The 17,080-nt window shown below is 69.7% G+C and carries 15 protein-coding genes, 1 other RNA gene and 1 riboswitch; of the genes, 13 read left to right on the forward strand and 3 right to left on the reverse strand.

Going from position 1 to position 17,080, the window contains the following annotated elements; all coding sequences use genetic code 11:
* The first annotated feature begins 11 nt into the window (after positions 1-11).
* The 7 genes from cobG to PVZ77_RS15585 all read left to right on the forward strand — a co-directional run bounded on the left by cobG (position 12) and on the right by PVZ77_RS15585 (position 7,308).
* Entirely contained in the window at positions 12-1,298 is a 1,287-nt protein-coding gene (cobG, locus tag PVZ77_RS15555) for a precorrin-3B synthase (RefSeq protein WP_273808145.1), read from the forward strand.
* Entirely contained in the window at positions 1,291-1,917 is a 627-nt protein-coding gene (locus PVZ77_RS15560) for a precorrin-8X methylmutase (RefSeq protein ID WP_273808144.1), read from the forward strand. Before cobG ends, PVZ77_RS15560 begins: the two co-directional genes overlap by 8 nt.
* Positions 1,917-2,657, forward strand: coding sequence for a precorrin-2 C(20)-methyltransferase (locus tag PVZ77_RS15565; RefSeq protein ID WP_273808142.1), 741 nt, complete (start codon positions 1,917-1,919; stop codon positions 2,655-2,657). Before PVZ77_RS15560 ends, PVZ77_RS15565 begins: the two co-directional genes overlap by 1 nt.
* On the forward strand, positions 2,645-4,315 hold the full coding sequence (gene cobJ / locus PVZ77_RS15570; protein ID WP_273808141.1) for a precorrin-3B C(17)-methyltransferase: 1,671 nt from the start codon (positions 2,645-2,647) through the stop codon (positions 4,313-4,315). The genes PVZ77_RS15565 and cobJ overlap by 13 nt, the downstream gene beginning before the upstream one ends.
* Before the next feature lie 6 nt (positions 4,316-4,321).
* Positions 4,322-4,468, forward strand: a riboswitch (cobalamin riboswitch).
* Positions 4,469-4,499: 31 nt separating this feature from the next.
* Positions 4,500-5,516, forward strand: coding sequence for an ABC transporter substrate-binding protein (locus tag PVZ77_RS15575; protein WP_273808140.1), 1,017 nt, complete (start codon positions 4,500-4,502; stop codon positions 5,514-5,516).
* Complete coding sequence (locus PVZ77_RS15580) at positions 5,513-6,547, forward strand: FecCD family ABC transporter permease (RefSeq protein ID WP_133862284.1); 1,035 nt, start codon at positions 5,513-5,515, stop codon at positions 6,545-6,547. Before PVZ77_RS15575 ends, PVZ77_RS15580 begins: the two co-directional genes overlap by 4 nt.
* Positions 6,544-7,308: an ABC transporter ATP-binding protein gene (locus PVZ77_RS15585; protein WP_273808139.1), complete on the forward strand. Its 765-nt coding sequence runs from the start codon at positions 6,544-6,546 to the stop codon at positions 7,306-7,308. The genes PVZ77_RS15580 and PVZ77_RS15585 overlap by 4 nt, the downstream gene beginning before the upstream one ends.
* On the opposite strand, the gene PVZ77_RS15590 is transcribed toward PVZ77_RS15585, so the two are convergent.
* Positions 7,293-7,811 carry an Mpo1 family 2-hydroxy fatty acid dioxygenase gene (locus tag PVZ77_RS15590; RefSeq protein ID WP_273808138.1) on the reverse strand — a complete coding sequence of 173 codons (519 nt, stop codon included), beginning with the start codon at positions 7,809-7,811 and terminating at the stop codon, positions 7,293-7,295. The two genes, PVZ77_RS15585 and PVZ77_RS15590, sit on opposite strands and share 16 nt — an antisense overlap.
* Before the next feature lie 143 nt (positions 7,812-7,954).
* Here PVZ77_RS15590 and PVZ77_RS15595 point away from each other — a divergent pair, with 143 nt between their 5' ends.
* From PVZ77_RS15595 to PVZ77_RS15615, 5 genes are all read left to right on the forward strand, one after another.
* Positions 7,955-8,809 (forward strand): IclR family transcriptional regulator domain-containing protein, encoded by an 855-nt coding sequence (locus PVZ77_RS15595; protein ID WP_017642952.1) that lies wholly within the window; start codon positions 7,955-7,957, stop codon positions 8,807-8,809.
* 118 nt (positions 8,810-8,927) lie between these two features.
* Positions 8,928-10,304, forward strand: a complete 1,377-nt coding sequence (locus tag PVZ77_RS15600) for an MFS transporter (protein ID WP_273808137.1) — start codon at positions 8,928-8,930, stop codon at positions 10,302-10,304.
* Between the two features lie 301 nt (positions 10,305-10,605).
* On the forward strand, positions 10,606-11,724 hold the full coding sequence (locus tag PVZ77_RS15605) for an ABC transporter substrate-binding protein (protein WP_273808135.1): 1,119 nt from the start codon (positions 10,606-10,608) through the stop codon (positions 11,722-11,724).
* A complete protein-coding gene (locus tag PVZ77_RS15610; RefSeq protein WP_273808134.1) occupies positions 11,721-12,779 on the forward strand; it encodes a FecCD family ABC transporter permease in 1,059 nt (352 codons plus the stop codon). Before PVZ77_RS15605 ends, PVZ77_RS15610 begins: the two co-directional genes overlap by 4 nt.
* A complete protein-coding gene (locus PVZ77_RS15615; protein WP_273808133.1) occupies positions 12,776-13,573 on the forward strand; it encodes an ABC transporter ATP-binding protein in 798 nt (265 codons plus the stop codon). Before PVZ77_RS15610 ends, PVZ77_RS15615 begins: the two co-directional genes overlap by 4 nt.
* 19 nt (positions 13,574-13,592) lie before the next feature.
* On the opposite strand, the gene PVZ77_RS15620 is transcribed toward PVZ77_RS15615, so the two are convergent.
* Both PVZ77_RS15620 and PVZ77_RS15625 read right to left on the reverse strand, forming a co-directional pair.
* A non-coding RNA gene (locus PVZ77_RS15620) (sX9 sRNA) lies at positions 13,593-13,668 on the reverse strand.
* 61 nt (positions 13,669-13,729) lie between these two features.
* Positions 13,730-15,856: a TonB-dependent siderophore receptor gene (locus PVZ77_RS15625; RefSeq protein ID WP_273808132.1), complete on the reverse strand. Its 2,127-nt coding sequence runs from the start codon at positions 15,854-15,856 to the stop codon at positions 13,730-13,732.
* A 233-nt stretch (positions 15,857-16,089) separates the two neighbouring features.
* Between PVZ77_RS15625 and PVZ77_RS15630 the strand changes: the two genes are divergently transcribed.
* Positions 16,090-17,037, forward strand: a complete 948-nt coding sequence (locus tag PVZ77_RS15630; RefSeq protein WP_273808131.1) for a class I SAM-dependent methyltransferase — start codon at positions 16,090-16,092, stop codon at positions 17,035-17,037.
* The last annotated feature ends 43 nt before the right edge of the window (positions 17,038-17,080 follow it).

Genomic DNA, 17,080 nt, shown 5'->3' on the forward strand with positions numbered 1-17,080 from the left:
GACCTTCCGCCGTGAATCCTCCCTCTCCCTCCGCCCTCGTCCCGCGGCCTTCGGCCTGTCCGGGGCTGCTGCGCATCGTGCCCGCGCGCGATGGCGGCCTGTGCCGGGTGAAGTTGCCGGGCGGGCGACTCACGGCGGGCCAGGCGCGGGCCATCGCCGCCGCCAGCGAGCGCTGGGCGAACGGGGTACTGGAGCTGACCAACAGAGCCAACCTGCAACTGCGTGGCGTGCGCCCGGACGGCGCCGACGCCCTGGTGGCCGCGCTGCAGGCCGCCGGTCTGGGTCCGGCCGATCCGGCCGCCGACGACGTGCGCAATCTGCTGCTCAGCCCGGCGGCGGGCCGCGATCCGCAGCAGCTGCAGGATGTCCGCCCGCTGGCCGCCGAGTTGCTCGCCCTGCTGGAAGGCGACCGCCGGCTGCATGGCCTGTCGCCCAAGTTCGCCCTGCAACTGGACGGCGGCGAAGCCCTGGCCCGGCTCGACCATCCCCATGATGTCTGGCTGTCGGCCCACGCCGAAGGCTATCTCCTCGGTCTGGCCGGTACCCCGCTGGATGCGCCGCTGGGCCTGATCCCCACGGGGCGCGAGAGGGCGACGGTGGCAGCCCTGCTGCACCGTTTTCTCGACCTCGCCGGTCCTGAGCAGAGCCGCATGCGCCAGTTGCTGGCGCAGCATCCGGTTGCGGAGCTGTTGGCTGGACTGGACCTGCTGCCGGCCCCAGCTAGCCCTCGTTCGCCAGCGGCAACGGCGCGGCGCCTGGGCAGCCATCCCCAGCGTCAGCCAGGTCGCTGCTGGGTCGGTGCCCAGCCCGCGTTGGGGCGGCTGCCGGCCATGACCCTGGCAGCGGTCGCCGAACTCGCCGAGCGTCGCGGCAATGGCGAGCTGCACCTGACGCCCTGGCAGGGCCTGCTGCTACCCGATGTACCGGTCGGCACGGCGCCCGACCTGCTCGCGGCCCTGGGCGCCCTGGACCTGGTCACCGACCCCGCCGCGTCCCTGGCCCGGCTGATCGCCTGTACCGGCAGCCAGGGCTGTGCCAAGGGCCAGGCCGACACCAAGGGCGATGCCTTGCGCCTGGCCGAGCGGCTGCCGGCGGACGTGGAGGTGCACCTCTCCGGTTGCCCGCGCAGTTGCGCCCTGGCCGGCCAGGCGCCCCATACCCTGCTGGCCGTGGCCCCCGGCCGCTATGACCTCTTCGTGCGCGACGCCACCCAGCCCGGTCCGGGCCGGCGGCGCGCCACCCATCTATCCCTCGACGAGGCCGCCGCCTGGCTGGCCCGGAGTCCCAGTGATGCTTGAATACGAACGCGACGGTCAGGCGATCTATCGCCAATCCTTCGCCACCATCCGCGCCGAGGCCGATCTCTCGGCCATCCCCGCCGACCTGGAAAAGCTCGCCGTGCGGGTGATCCACGCCTGCGGCATGGTCGACGTGGTCCAGGACCTGGCCTTTTCCCCGGGTGCCGGGGCGGCCGGTCGCGCGGCCCTGGCGGCCGGCGCGCCCATCCTCTGCGATGCGCGCATGGTCGCCGAGGGCGTCACCCGCACCCGCCTGCCGGCCAACAATCAGGTGATCTGCACCCTGCACGACGAAGGCATCCGCGAGCTGGCCGTGGCCCAGGGCAACACCCGCTCGGCGGTGGCCCTGGAGCGCTGGCGACCGCACCTGGCCGGCAGCGTGGTGGTGATCGGCAACGCCCCCACGGCGCTGTTCTATCTGCTGGAGATGCTCGATGCCGGCGCGCCCAAGCCGGCGCTGATCCTCGGCATGCCGGTGGGCTTCGTCGGTGCCAGGGAGTCCAAGGACGCCCTGGCCGCCGACAGCCGCGGCGTGCCCTATGTCATCGTCCGCGGCCGCCGGGGCGGCAGCGCCATGGCCGCCGCGGCGGTCAACGCCCTGGCCACGGAGGTGGAGTGATGGCGGGCCGCCTGCTCGGCCTGGGCGTCGGCCCCGGCGATCCGGAACTCATCACCGTGAAGGCCCTGCGCCTCCTGCAGGGCGCGCCGGTGGTGGCCTATTTCGTCGCCAAGGCCAAGGCCAACGCGGGCCAGGGCGGCAATGCCTATGGCGTCATCGAGGGCTATCTGCTGGATGGCCAGCAGCGCCTGCCGCTGGTCTATCCGGTGACCACCGAGAAGCTGGCGCCGCCGCTGTCCTACGAGACGGTGATCGCCGACTTCTACGACACCGCCGCCGCCCAGGTGGCCGGCCATCTGGACGCCGGCCGTGACGTGGCGGTGATCTGCGAGGGCGATCCCTTCTTCTACGGCTCCTACATGTACCTGCACGACCGCCTGGCCGAGCGCTACGAAGCCCAGGTGGTGCCGGGGGTCTGCTCCATGCTCGGCGGCGTGGCCATGCTCGGCCTGCCGCTGGTCTATCGCAACCAGACCCTCACGGTGCTCTCCGGGGTGCTTTCCGCCGAGGAGCTCAAGGCGCGTCTCGCCAGCGCCGACGCCGCCGTGGTGATGAAGCTCGGGCGCAACTTCGAGAAGGTGCGCCAGGTCCTGCGCGACCTGGGCCTGGACGAGCGCGCCCGCTACATCGAGCGCGCCACCATGGACAACCAGCGCATCGTCGCGCTGGATGCCGTCGAGCCCATGGCCTCGCCGTATTTCTCGCTGGTGGTGGTGCCGGGGGTGAAATGGAAGGGTTGAGCCCGGCCATCGTCATCCTCGGCCCCGGTGCCCTGGCCACCGCCCGCCGCGTGCAGGCCGGCCTGCCGGGCAGTCTGGTACACGGCCTGGCCGGGCGGGTCGAGGGCGATGTCAGCTACAGCGCCTTCGGCGACCACCTGCGTGACCTCTATCGCCAGCAGCGCCCGTTGCTGGTGCTCTGCGCCGCCGGCATCGTCATCCGCAGCCTGGCGTCCTTGTTGGATGACAAGACCGCCGAGCCGCCGGTGCTGGCGGTGGCCGAAGACGGCAGCGCCGTGGTGCCGCTGCTGGGCGGCCTGGCCGGCGCCAATCGCCTGGCTCGTCAGCTGGGTAGGCTGCTGGACGTGGCCCCGGCCATCACCACCAGCGGTGAACTGAGATTCGGCACCTGCCTGCTCGATCCGCCGGCCGGCTATGCCCTGGCCGATGTCGACGTGGCCAAGCACCGGGTCGCCGATCTGCTGGCCGGCGCCCCGGTACGCATCGAGGGCGAGGCGCCCTGGCTGGACGAGGTGCCCCTGGCCCGCGATCCCGAGGCGCGGCAACGCATCCTGGTCTCGCCCATGACCAGCGCCGACGACCATACCCTGTTGATCCACCCCCGCGCCGTGCTGGTGGCGGTACGCGCCGATGCCACCGCCGCCGCCATTACCGCGCTGCTCGCCAGCACCGGCTATGCCACCGGGGCCGTGGCGGTGCTGCTGGCCCAGGCGGCCGACATGGCCGCGCCCGGCCTGGCCGAGCTGAGCCAGGCGCTGGAGGTGCCGCTGAAATTCGTCGACGCCCGCACCCCGGAATTCGCCCAGGCGGCCGTGACACGGGCCCAGGCCCAGGGCCTCGCCCTGCATCTGCATGACCGGCCGCTGGACGCCGATGACCTCGGCCAGCGCCGTGGGCGCCTCAGCGTGGTGGGCCTCGGCCCCGGCGCGGCCGAACTCATGGCACCGGTGGTACGCCGCGCCCTGGACCAGGCCCAGGACGTACTCGGCTATGCCACCTACGTGCAGATGGCCGGCCCCCTGCGCCCGGACCAGCTGGCCCATGCCAGCGACAATCGCGAAGAATTGCAGCGCGCCCGCCACGCCTTCGAACTGGCCGCCAGCGGGCGCCAGGTGGTGATGGTGTCGTCCGGTGATCCGGGCGTCTTCGCCATGGCCGCCGCGGTACTGGAGGTGCTGGAGGGCGCCGCTGACCCGCGCTGGGCGGCGGTGGAGCTGGAGATCCTGCCGGGCATCACCGCGGCCATGGCCAGCGCCGCCCTGGCCGGGGCGCCGCTGGGCCACGACTTCTGCCTGATCTCCCTGTCCGACAACCTCAAGCCCTGGACGGTGATCGAGCATCGCCTGCGCCAGGCCGCCGCGGCGGACCTGGCCATGGCCTTCTACAACCCCATCTCCAAGGCCCGACCGCATCAGCTGGACCGGGCGCTGGACGTCCTGCGCAGCTGTCGCTCGGCGAACACCCCGGTGATCCTCGGTCGCGACGTCGGCCGTCCCGGTGGCGGTCTCGAATACACCAGCCTCGGCGCCCTGCGCAGCGAGATGGTGGATTCGCGCACCCTGGTGATCCTCGGCTCCAGCCATACCCGGCGCTTTCCGCGGGCCGACGGCGGCGAATGGGTCTATACGCCGCGCTGGTACGATACGGAATTGTTATAAAGTAACATTTAGTGCTTGAATCCTGGTCGCCGCTGGCTCACCCTCGGCGACCTTTCCGTTCCCTGGCGGGAAGCCGGTGCAACTCCGGCGCGGTCGCGCCACTGTGAGCTTCGCGAGAAGTGAGCCAGACCTTGCCAGGGGACATCCATCATCCACCAGGGACGCGTCATCCCAAGGAGAGTCCATGTTTCGCCATCTTCTGCCGCTGCTCGCCGCCGGCCTGCTGTCCGTATCCTCCCTTACCGCCCAGGCGGCCACCCCCTATCCGCTGACCATCCACAACTGCGGCCGCGACCTGGTCTTCGAGCGCGCGCCCCAGCGCCTGGTCAGCCTGGGCCAGGCCAGCACCGAATTGCTGCTGCGCCTGGGCGTGGGCGCGCGCCTGGTGGGCACCGGCGTCTGGTTCGGCGGCTTGCCCGCGGACCTGCAGGCGGCGGGCAAGGGCATTCCGCGGCTGGCCGACAACGCCCCCAGCTTCGAGGCCGTAGTCAGTACCCGGCCGGATCTGGTGGCGGCCCAGTACACCTATCACGTCGGCCCCGGCGGCGAGGTGGCGGACTTCCCCCGCTTCGCCAAGCTGGGCATCGCCGCCTATGTGGCGCCCAGCGATTGCGAAGGCAAGGCGGTGACCGCCGATTCCAACAGCGACGGCAGCCGCAGCGCGCCCTTCGACATGCAACTGGTGACCCGCGAGGCCCAGGAGCTGGCGGCCATCCTCGATGTGCAGCCGGCCGGCAAGCAGCTGGTCGCCGAGCTGGACCGCCGCATCGCCGCCGCCGGCGAGCAGGCCAAGGCGGCCGGGGTCCAGGGGCGTTCGGTGCTGTTCTGGTTCTCCAGTCCGCGGCTGGAAGGGGACCCCTGGGTCGCTGGCAACCTCGGCGCACCGGCCTGGATCGCCCGCGCCCTGGGCCTGCGCAACGTGGTCGACAGCGCCGAGGAATGGCCGGCGGTGAGCTGGGAGCGCATCGCCAGTCTGGACCCTGACTATATCGTCGTGGCGCGCATGGACCGCCGTCTCTATCCCGCCGATGACGTGGACAAGAAGCTGGCCTTCCTGCGCAGCGATCCCCTGACCCGCGAATTGCGGGCGGTGCGCGAGAACCACCTGCTGGTGGTGGACGCCCCGACCCTCAATCCCTCGCTGCGGGTGGTGGACAGCGTCGAGACCCTGGCCGCCGACCTGGCCAAGCCGCAACCATGAGCCTGCCCCTGGCGGCCGAGGGGGCCCGGCCCTGGCGCTGGCTGCTGGGCCTGGCCGCGGTGCTGGCGCTGGCGGCGAGTGTGGTGCTGGCGGCATCCTTCGGCGAGATGCCCATCGCGCCCCTGACCAGTCTGCAGGCCATCGCCAACGGCCTGGGCCTGGGGCCCTATCCGGTGGAGCGCATCGTCCAGGGCATCGTCTGGGAATACCGCCTCAGTCGTGCCCTGGTGGCCGCCTGCTGCGGTGCGGGCCTGGCGGTCTCCGGCGCCATTCTCCAGGCGCTGCTGCGCAATGCCCTGGCCGAACCCTATGTGCTGGGGCTGTCGGCCGGCGCCTCCACCGGCGCGGTGCTGGTGATGCTGCTGGGCGTCGGTGGCGGCATGCTCGGCGTGTCCCTCGGCGCCTTTCTCGGCGCCGTGCTGGCCTTTACCGTGGTGCTGCCCTTTCTCGGCAGTGGCGGCAGCACCCGCATCATCCTTGCCGGAGTGGCCGCTTCCCAGCTGTTCAATGCCCTGACCGCCTACATCGTCGCCACCGCGGCCAATGCCGAGCAGGCGCGCAGCGTGATGTTCTGGCTGCTCGGCAGCCTGGCCGGGGTGCGCTGGCCGGATGTCTGGCTGGCCGCCGGGGTGGTGCTCGCCGGGCTGCTGGTGTGCCTGGCCTGCGCCCGGGCGCTGGATGCCTTCGCCTTTGGCGAGGACGCCGCCGCCAGCCTCGGCGTGGCGGTAGGGCCGCTGCGTCTCCTGCTGCTGGCGGTCACCGGCCTGATCACCGCCTGCCTGGTCAGCCTGGTGGGCGCGGTGGGTTTCGTCGGCCTGGTAATCCCCCATGTGGCGCGCTTCCTGGTCGGCCCGGGGCATGGGCGGCTGCTGCCTACCTGCGCCCTGATCGGCGCGCTGTTCATGGTGCTGGCCGACATCGTCGCCCGTACCCTGGTGGCCAAGCAGACCCTGCCCATCGGCGTGGTCACCGCCCTGGTCGGCGCCCCGGCCTTCGCCTTCATCCTCTATCGCGCACGGGAGGTCCGATGAGCCTCGCCGCGCGTGAAGTGGCCTGGAGCGCCGGCGGCCAGCCGATCCTCGCCGGGGTGACCCTCGCGGTGCCGCCCGGCGGGGTGCTCGGGTTGCTCGGCCCCAATGGCTCGGGCAAGTCCAGCCTGCTGCGGCTGCTGGCCGGGCTGCGCCGACCGGAGCAGGGCAGGGTCAGTCTCGACGAGACGCCGCTGGCCGAGCTGCGCCGCCGCGACCTGGCACGGCGGGTGGCGCTGGTGGAGCAACAGGCCGGCACCGAGGCCGATCTGTCGGTGGCCGAGGTGGTGCGTCTCGGGCGCACGCCCCATCGCGGTCTGCTCGACGCCTGGAGCGCGCGCGACGCCGAGGTCTGCCAGCGCGCCCTGGCCCAGGTCGGCCTGGTCGACAAGGCGGCACGGCGCTGGCACAGCCTCTCCGGTGGCGAGCGCCAGCGCGCCCAGATCGCCCGTGCCCTGGCCCAGGAGCCCAGCGAACTCTTGCTGGACGAACCCACCAATCACCTCGATATCCAGCACCAGCTGGAGATCCTCGACTTGGTCCGCCGCCTGCCGGCGACCTGCGTGCTGGCCATCCACGATCTCAATCTGGCCGCGCTGTTCTGCGACCGCCTGGCGGTGCTGCGCGACGGTCGCCTGGTCGCCGAAGGCAGCCCGGCCGCGGTGCTGACGGCCGAGCTGATCCAGCAGGTCTGGGGAGTGAAGGCGCAGGTGACGCTGGACGGTCCCGACGGTCGGCCGACGATCCGCTATCGACTGGGCTGACGGCGCCGCACCGGGCCGGCCCGTTCTTCGATCGCCTGCCTGAGCTGCTGGCGACCCCCCAGCCAGAAGACGGCCTCGGTGGCGATGAACAGCGGGCCTATGGCCAGGCCGGCCAGGTCGTCGAGAAAGGCCGGCTTGCGCCCCTCGTAGTGGTGGCCTACGAACTGGATGGCCCAGCCGACCAGGAACAGACCCAGCCCCCAGCCCAGCCAGACGCCCGTGGTCCGGGCCGCCTGCGCGGCACCCAGCCAGAGGGCAAGCCCGAGCAGGACGCCCATCAGCAGCCCCAGGGGCCGATCCAGGCGCAGGTAGAAGAACGCCACCGCGCCGGCCACGGGGACCGCGGGCGACAGCGGCCAGCCGGCCAGGCTGAGGACCGGTCGCGACAGCAGGATGGCCACCGCCAGCACGATCAGCAGGATGCCGGGGAAGTGGCTGGCGATGTTGCGCGGATCGCGGTGGTAGCGTGCGTATTGGCTGAGATGATCTTCCAGGGTCTTCATCGGCAGGCATCCAGGCGGCTGGGCGGGAAGCCTGAGCATGCGCCTGGAAGCCCCTGCGCGTCTGCGGGCACCGGGCGAAAGACGATTGCGATAATCGCCCCCTCGCTCGATAATCGATCAAAAGCCTGCCGAGGACCGGTCCGATGGACGATAACCGCACCGCTCATGCCACCGGCCTGCCGCCCCTGGCCGCGCCGCCCATCATCGCCTCGCCGGCCAAGCGCATCGAAGCCTTCACCGGCGACCCGAACTTCATGACCTCCCTGGCTCGCGGCCTGGCGGTCATCCATGCCTTCCAGGAGCGCAAGCGCCAGCTGACCATCGCCCAGATCAGCCATCGCACCGAGATACCCCGCGCCGCGGTGCGCCGCTGCCTGCATACCCTGATGAAGCTGGGCTACGTCACCACCGACGGGCGCACCTATTCGCTGCTGCCCAAGGTGCTGACCCTGGGGCACGCCTATCTGTCGTCGACGCCGCTGGCGGTCACCGCCCAGCCGGTGCTCGACCGCCTCAGCGAGCAACTGCACGAAGCCTGCTCCATGGCCACCCTGGAAGGCGACGAGATCCTCTACATCGCCCGCTCGGCCACGCCGCAGCGGCTGATCTCGGTGGATCTCAGCGTCGGCAGCCGGCTACCGGCCTATTGCACCTCCATGGGCCGCATCCTGCTCGCCGCCCTGGACGATGCCGCCCTGCACGACTACCTGGAACACGCCGACCTGCAGGCCAAGACCAGCCGCACCCTCTATCAGCCGCCGGCGCTCATCGAGTGCCTGGGCCAGGTGCGCCAGCAAGGCTACGTCATCGTCGACCAGGAGCTGGAGGTGGGGCTGAGATCCCTGGCGGTGCCCCTGCGAGACGCCGCCGGCCAGGTGCTGGCGTCGCTCAACGTCGGCACCCACGCCAGCCGGGTCAGTCGCCAGGAGCTGGAGACGCGCTTCCTGCCGGTGCTGCTGGCGGCCAGCCAGGAATTGAGCACCCGGCTGTTTCACTAGCGAATCCGGTCGATTATCGGCCATATCGCCGATAATCGAATTGTCAGCTGTTCGGGGTTGGGCTTAACGTCAGCGCAGTGGCGCACCTAGCCGATAACAACAACACGAGCAGACCACCATGACGCAAACCCTCGCGGGCGCCGTGCCCCTGGCCGATTCCTCGGCTACGGCGACAGCCGGCACCCTGGACGTCCAGCACTTCATCAATCGCCAGGCGCTGTCCGCCTACCAGTGGCGCATTGTCGCCCTGTGCTTTCTCATCGTCTTTCTCGACGGCCTCGACACCGCGGCCATGGGCTTCATCGCCCCGGCGCTGTCGGTGGAGTGGGGCATCCCGCGGGCCAGCCTGGGGCCGGTGATGAGCGCCGCGCTGGGCGGCATGGTCTTTGGCGCCCTGGGCTCCGGGCCGCTGGCCGATCGCTTCGGGCGCAAGGGCGTGCTGGTGGTCGCCACCTTCATCTTTGGTGGCTTCAGCCTGCTGTCGGCCTTCAGCGCCAACCTCGAACAGCTGGTGATCCTGAGATTCCTCACCGGGCTGGGCCTGGGCGCCGCCATGCCCAACGCGACCACGCTGCTCTCGGAATACACTCCCGAGCGCCTCAAGTCGCTGCTGGTGACCAGCATGTTCTGCGGCTTCAACCTGGGCATGGCCGGCGGCGGCTTCGTCTCGGCCTGGATGATCCCGGCCTATGGCTGGCACAGCCTGCTGGTGCTGGGCGGGGTACTGCCCCTGGCGCTGGCCGTGGTGCTGCTGCTCTGGCTGCCGGAATCGGCGCGCTACCTGGTGGTGCACGGCAAGAGCGCCGAGCGCATCCGCCGGGCGCTGGCGCCCATCGGCCGCGAGGCCGCCGAGGCGCGACACTTCGTGGTGCCCGAGCAGAAGTCGGTCAAGACCGGCAACGTCTTCGCGGTGATCTTCAACCGCAACTACAGCGCCGGCACCCTGCTGCTGTGGCTGACCTATTTCATGGGCCTGGTGATCGTCTACCTGCTTACCAGCTGGTTGCCGACGCTGATGCGCGACGCCGGCGCCAGCCTGGAGCAGGCCGCCCTGATCGGCGCGCTGTTCCAGTTCGGCGGGGTGCTCAGCGCGGTGTTCGTCGGCTGGGCCATGGACAGATTCAATCCGCACAAGGTGATCGGCCTGTTCTATGTGCTGGCGGGCGTCTTCGCCTATTGCGTCGGCCAGAGCCTGGGCCAGGTCGCCCTGGTCGCCACCCTGGTGCTGGTGGCCGGCATGTGCATCAACGGCGCCCAGTCGGCCATGCCCTCGCTGGCGGCACGCTACTACCCGACCCATGGCCGCGCCACCGGGGTGTCCTGGATGCTCGGCATCGGCCGCTTCGGCGCCATCACCGGCGCCTGGATGGGCGCGACCCTGCTGGGCCTGGGCTGGACCTTCACTCAGGTGCTCACCGCGCTGCTCCTGCCGGCGGGTCTTGCCGCCCTGGCGGTATTGATCAAGGGCGTGGTCAGCCACGCCGATGCCACCTAGCGTCGACGGCTTCCCCTTTGCCGGTGGCAGGCGCTAGGCGCAGGCACTGCCACCGCGTAAAGTTGCACCCTTTGCTAGCTTCGCAGTCACCCGCCCTAGAGCCTGTCCATAATCTGCTGCGCGTCGGCCAAACAGCGTTGAAAACCCCCTGGGTCGCCAGCCCGGTCGGAATGCTCATTTACTTCAAGTAAACTCGAGCGCGAGTCCGATCCGCGTCCTCAGGCCTTTTCGCCTTGTTTGGCTCTAGCTCGCGAGATTATGAACAGGCTCCTGGAGCGGGTGCAGACGTCCAAGGGGTTCCATGAAAGGTTTCGCTCGCAGCGGGCAGTGGGCTGTCCGGCTGGTAACGCTTATCGCTTGCTTTCTGATTGCTCCGGCCTTTGCCGAGACCCGCCAGGTCACCGACGTCCTCGGCCGCACGGTGACCATCGAGGCGCCGGCCAAGCGCGTGGTGCTGGGCTTCCACTATGGCGACTACCTGGCGGTCGGCGGCGAGCAGGCCTTCGACGCGGTGGTCGGTGTCTCCCGCGGCGCCTGGGAGCGCAAGGTGCCGGCCAACTGGGCGCTCAACGTCGCCCACCGACCCTCCCTGGCCACCCTTCCCGATGTGGGGGAGACGGAAAACAACAGCTTCTCGGTGGAAAAGGTCCTCGCTCTCAAGCCGGATCTGGTGGTCTTGGCCGCCTGGCAATTCCAGGCGCTGGACAGCGAGGTCAAGCGCCTCGAACAGCTCGGCATCCCGGTGGTGGCGATCGACTACAACGCCCAGACCCTGGAGCGCCACCTGGCCTCCACCCGCCTGCTCGGCGTGATCACCGGCCAGGAGGCGCGCGCCGCCGAACTGGCCGACTTCTATGCCAAGGTGGTGCAGGACATCCAGACCCGCATCGCCGCGGCCAATCGCCCGAAACCCCGGGTCTATGCCGAGTTCGGCAACAAGGGGCCGGCCGAATACTCCTTCACCTATGGTCGCAACATGTGGGGCGCCATGGTCACCCTGGCCGGTGGCGACAACATCGCCGCGCCCTTCATCCAGTGGTGGGGGGTGATGAATCCGGAGCAGGTGCTCATGGCCCAGCCGGAGGTCATCTTCATCTCCGGGCGCGAGGACAACAGCAATCCCACCGCCTTGCCCATGGGCCCCGGCGTCACCGCGGACGATGCCCGCAGTCACCTGCGCGCCTTCATGCAGCGACCAGGCTGGGCCAATCTGCCGGCAATCCGCGACGGACGTCTCTATGGCGTCTACCAGGGCGCCTCGCGCAGCCTGGAGGACTTCGCCATGCTGCAGTTCATCGCCAAGCAGCTCTATCCGGATCTGTTCCAGGACGTGGATCCCATGGCCAACTACCGCGAATACTATCGCCGCTATATGCCGATCCAGCCCCAGGGCACCTTCGCCATAGGCCTGACGCCATGAGCGAGGCCGCGAGCGCCAGCCACGGCAATGCCATCGCCGAGCAACGCGCGCGCGAGCGCCGCCGTTGGCGCGCCTGCGGGGTGTTTCTGCTGCTGACCCTGGCGGGTCTGGTGCTGGACATCGCCACCGGGCCCTCGCTGCTGTCGCCGCTGGAGGTGCTCAAGTCGCTGACCGGTCTCGGCGAGCGGCAGCCGATGACCGACGCCATCGTCCGCGACCTGCGGCTGCCGGTGGCGCTGATGGCGCTGGCGGTGGGCGCCGCCCTCGGCGCGGGCGGGGCGCAGATGCAGACGTTGCTCAACAACCCCATGGCCAGCCCCTACACCCTGGGCATGGCCGCCGCCGCCGGCTGTGGCGCCGCCCTCAGCCTGGCGCTGGGCAGCTTCGGCCTGGGCGCGCTGATCGGGGTGCCGCTGGGCGCCTTCGCCTTCGCCATGCTGGCGGCGCTGTTTCTCTTCGCCCTGGCCTCGCTCAAGCGCACTGGCAGCGACACCATCATCCTCGGCGGCATCGCCCTGCTGTTCCTCTTCCAGTCGCTGCTGTCGCTGGTGCAATTCCTCTCCTCGCCGGAGCTCTCGCAGCAGATCCTCTTCTGGCTGTTCGGCAGCCTCGGCCGCGCCACCTGGACCACCCTGGCCATCGTCGCCGGGGTGACCCTGCTGTGCTGCCTTTTGCTCTTGCGCGATGCCTGGAAACTGGCCGCGCTGCGCCTGGGCGAGGCGCGGGCCGAGAGCCTCGGCGTCGACATCCGCCGGCTGCGCCTCAAGGTGCTGATCCTGGTGGCGGTGATGACCGCCACGGCTACCAGCTTCGTCGGGGTGATCGGCTTCGTCGGCCTGGTCGCGCCCCACATCGCCCGCTGGCAGGTCGGGGAGGATCAGCGCTTCCTGCTGCCGCTGTCGGCCATCTGCGGTGCCCTGATGCTGTCCTTCGCCTCCGTGCTGTCCAAGTCCATCCTGCCCGGGGCGCTGTTTCCGGTGGGCATCGTCACCGCCATCGTCGGGGTGCCCTTCCTGCTCTGGCTCATCTTCGCCCCACGCAGGTCCAGCCCATGATCCGCCTCCAGGACCTCGCGCTGAAGCGCGGCGACCGCACCGTGATTTCCGGACTCTGCACCGAGCTGCACGCGGGTCAGGTGCATGTGATCCTCGGCCCCAACGGTACCGGCAAGACCACCCTGCTGCGCGCCCTGGCCGGTGACCTGCCGCTGGCGGCCGGCCAGATCGAGCGCGGTGCGCGGCGGCTGGTGGCGGGGGCTTCGCTGCGCAGTCAGCGGGATGGCTGGCGCCAGGGCGTGGCCTATATGCCCCAGGATTCCCATGCCGAGGCGGCGCTGTCGGTGCTGGAGACGGTGGCGCTGGGCAGCCTGGAACGGCTGACCCTGCACCTGGACGACGAATTGCTGGAACGGGCGCTGGGCAAGCTCGACGAGGTGGGTATCGGCCACCTGGCGTCGCGCCAGCTGGGCGCCCTGAGTGGCGGCCAGCGGCAACTGGTGTTCTTTGCCCAGGTGCTGATGCGCGAGCCCGAGGTGATGCTGCTGGACGAACCGGTCAGCGCCCTGGATCTGCGGCACCAGATCAACCTGCTCGATCGGGTACGCCACGAGACCCGGCTGCACCAGCGGGTGACCGTGGTGGTGCTGCACGACCTCAACCTGGCCTGCCAGTACGCCGATTCCCTGCTGGTGCTGGTCAACGGTGGCCTGCTGGCCGCCGGCCGACCCGCCGCCATCGTCACCGCCGACCTGCTGGAAGCCACCTACGGCGTGGCGGTGGACATCCTCCACGACCGCCAGGGCCGCCCGGTGGTGCAGCCGCTGACCGGTCAGGCCTTCAGCGAGGCCTGACTCGATAGAGCCACAAAGCGGCTAACAAAACGTAGCGAGCGGCTGTCAGGCGGGTGCGCGCGGCGCGCAGGAGCCGCAGTGTACAAGCAGTACATGAGGACTCCGAGCACTGCACGCGCCCGCCTGGCGGACGCGCAGTAGTTTTGTTGGGTGCTTTTAGAAGGTGTAGGTGAAACCGGCCTGCACGGTGCGCGGCTCGCCCGGATAGCTGTAGGCGTTCCAGGAGCTCTCGTCGTAGCCCTTGGCGAAGACGTTGCGCACGTCCAGGTTCAGCCGCAGGTGCTCGTCGACCTTGTAGAAGCTCAGCAGGTCGGTGACCGTGTAGCTGTCCATCGTGTAGTCGCTGACCGCGGTCTTCTGGCCTTCGCGCTCACCCACGTACTTGAGGTTGGCGCCTAGCCCCAGGCCGCGCAGCACGCCTTGGTGGAATTCGTAGACGTTGAGCAGGTTGACGGCATTGCGCGGGATGTTGGTCAGGCGGGTGCCGCGGGCCAGGGTGTTGTCCTTGGTGACCTCGGCATCGGTGAAGGCGTAGCCGCCGAGGATGCGCCAGTTGGGCGTCAGGTCGCCGGTCACGTTGACTTCGAAGCCGCGGCTGCGCACCTCGCCGGCGGCGACGTTGAAATTTGGATCGACCGGGTCCAGGGTCAGGACGTTTTCCTTGACCGTGTGGAAGATCGCCGTATTGACGCTGAGGCGGCCGTCCAGCGCCGCCCACTTCATGCCCACTTCGTAGGCCTTGCCTTCCTCGGGGTCGAAGCCGCCGCCCAGGCGCGCCGCGCCGGTGTTGGGCTTGAACGACTTGGAGGCGCTGGCATAGAGCGCCAGTTCCGGGGTGAGGTCATAACTGACGCCCAGGCGCGGGGTGACGGCGTTATCGGCGTTGGACCAGCTCTGACCACCGGCGACGAAGTTGTCGTAATCATGCTCGAAGCGCTCCAGGCGCACGCCACCCAGCACCTTGAGGCGCTCGGTGAGGGCGATCTGGTCCTGCACGAAGGCGGCCCAGGTCTTGAGGGTCTCGTGGTCGTGGGTGGGCGTACGGGTCAGGGCCGGGCGCGGCTGGCCGAGGACCGGATCGACCAGGTTGACCGGATAGGCGTTAACACTGCCCGATGAGCGCTGGATGATCGACTGATAGTCGTAGTCTTCCACCTCGATCCCGGTGATCAGGGTGTGGCCGAGGCCAAAGGTGTCGAAGCGACCGGTCAGGTTCAGCTGCAGGTCGCGATCGCTCCACTCCAGCTTGCGGTAGTTGAAGTTGCGGCCCAGGGTTACGCCGTCGGGCTGCACGCCGTTGGCTTCCACGGCATTGCCCTTGAGGCTGCCGTCCAGGTACTGGAAGCCGCCGGCCAGGGTCCAGGCGTCGTTCAGCTGGTGCTCGAAGCGCAGCTGAAAAGCCTCGCTGTCGCTGTGCAGCAGGTTGGTGGTGCCCTTTTCCCAGGCATTGGTGGAGCGACTGGCCTCGGCGCGCTGGGTCAGGTAGTTGGTGCGACCGCGATCCAGCGGGGCGTTGCTGCGGATGATGTCCGCCTCGAAGGTGATGAGGGTGGCATCGGTGGCCTGCCAGCTCAGCACCGGGGCGACTTCGTAGCGCTCGGTGTGCACGTCGTCACGGAAGCTGTCGCCGCCTTCGGCGATCAGGTTGAGGCGATAGGCCAGGCGACCGTCTTCATCCACCGGACCGGTGGTGTCCAGGGTGCCGCGACGCAGGCCCTGGTCGGTGAACTGGCTGCCGAGGGTGGTCTTGCGCTCGCCCAGTGGCTGCTTGGTGACCACGTTGAAGGTGCCGCCCGGATCGCTGCGGCCATAGAGGGTCGCCGCCGGGCCGCGCAGGACCTCGACCCGCTCCAGGGTGGCGGCATCCGGCGCGCTGGGATAGCCGCGGTTCATGGGGAAGCCGTTGCGGAAATACTCGGAGCTGGTGAAGCCGCGCACCGTGTAGCTGGTCAGGCCCTGGCCACCGAAGTTGTTGCCACGGCCGACGCCACCGGCCTGGTCCAGCGCCTGCTGCAGGCGGGTGGCGGAGAGGTCGTCGAGGGCTTCGCGGGAGACCACGCTCACCGACTGGGGCGTCTCGTGCAGCGGGGTGTCGGTGCGGGTCGCACTGCTGGACCGTTCCGCCTTGTAGCCCTGCACCGGACCGGTGGGCGATTCGGCCGCCCCGACGATGGTGAGATCGGACAGCGCCTGGGGCGAATCTTCCGCCTGCTCCTGGGCATGACCGGCGAGGGGGAGGGCACAGAGGGGCAGCAGATAGAGAGCAGGGACCAGCCGGCGCATTGTTATCGTCCTGGGGTTCGGGGAGGCGGATTCTAGAGCGGCTTGTAAACTGGATACAACTGCGAGTCGTTACCGCCTGAGACATATTTTCATCGGACTGGTCGGTTCGTTGGCGACGGCGCGCCCCAATACCTTCGTCGCCAATCGCCGGCAGACGTCTGGCGGGCCTGAGCCGGGAGGCGAGCCCGGCACTTTTGCCGTAGCATGCCGCTCCTTTGCCGTCGTGACCGCCCATGAATACCGCCACCCTTGCCCACCTCTCCGAGCTGCTTCTCGCCGCCCTCGATTCGCCACCCGCCGAGGCGCGCCGGTTGGTGCACGGCCGTGGCCGACTGCTGCCGGGGCTGGAACAACTCACCGTGGACTGGCTGGAAGGCGTGGTGCGGGTAGGGCTGTTTCGCGAATTGCCCGCGGCCGAGCTGGACGCCCTGCGCGCGACCCTGGCGGCCTTGGGCGAGACCCCGGCGTGGCGCGCCAGCGGCGCCCGCAGCCTGCTGCTGCAGCATCGCTATCGCCTGGACGCCGCCAGCGAGGCGCTGATCGGCGCGCCGGTGGGCGAGCACGTCATCCACGAAGACGGCCTGAAGTTCGGCCTGGACCTCACCCGCCACCAGAACATGGGGCTGTTCCTCGACATGCGCCTGGGCCGCCGCTGGGTGCGCGAGCAGGCCGCCGGTCTGCGCATCCTTAATCTGTTCGCCTACACCTGTGGCTTCTCGGTGGCCGCCCTGGCCGGCGGCGCGGCCCAGGTGGTCAACCTGGACATGGCCCGCGGGCCCCTGACCCGCGGTCGCGAGAATCACCGGCTCAATGGCCATGAGCTGGGCAAGGTCAGCTTTCTCGGCCATGAACTGTTCAAGTCCTGGGGCAAGGTGCGCAAGCTGGGGCCCTATGACCTGGTGATCGTCGATCCACCCAGCTTCCAGCAGGGCAGCTTCGCCCTGACCAAGGACTACGCGCGCATCCTGCGCCGCCTGCCCGAACTGCTCACCCCCGGTGGCCGGGTGCTGGCCTGCGTCAACGACCCCGGCGTGGGCGCGGACTTCCTCATCGCCGGCATGGCCCAGGAAGCACCGGGACTGGCCTTCGTCGAGCGCCTGGCCAATCCGCCGGAATTCGCCGACGAGGACCCCGAGGGCGGCCTCAAGGTGCTGGTGTTCCAGCAGGACCAAGCGTCGTAGGTTGGGTTGAGCGCAGCGAAGCCCAACGGTGCCCGGTTTCGAC

The organism is Pseudomonas sp. SHLD1, assembly GCF_028640935.1.
GTDB lineage: Bacteria > Pseudomonadota > Gammaproteobacteria > Pseudomonadales > Pseudomonadaceae > Chryseomonas > Chryseomonas aestiva.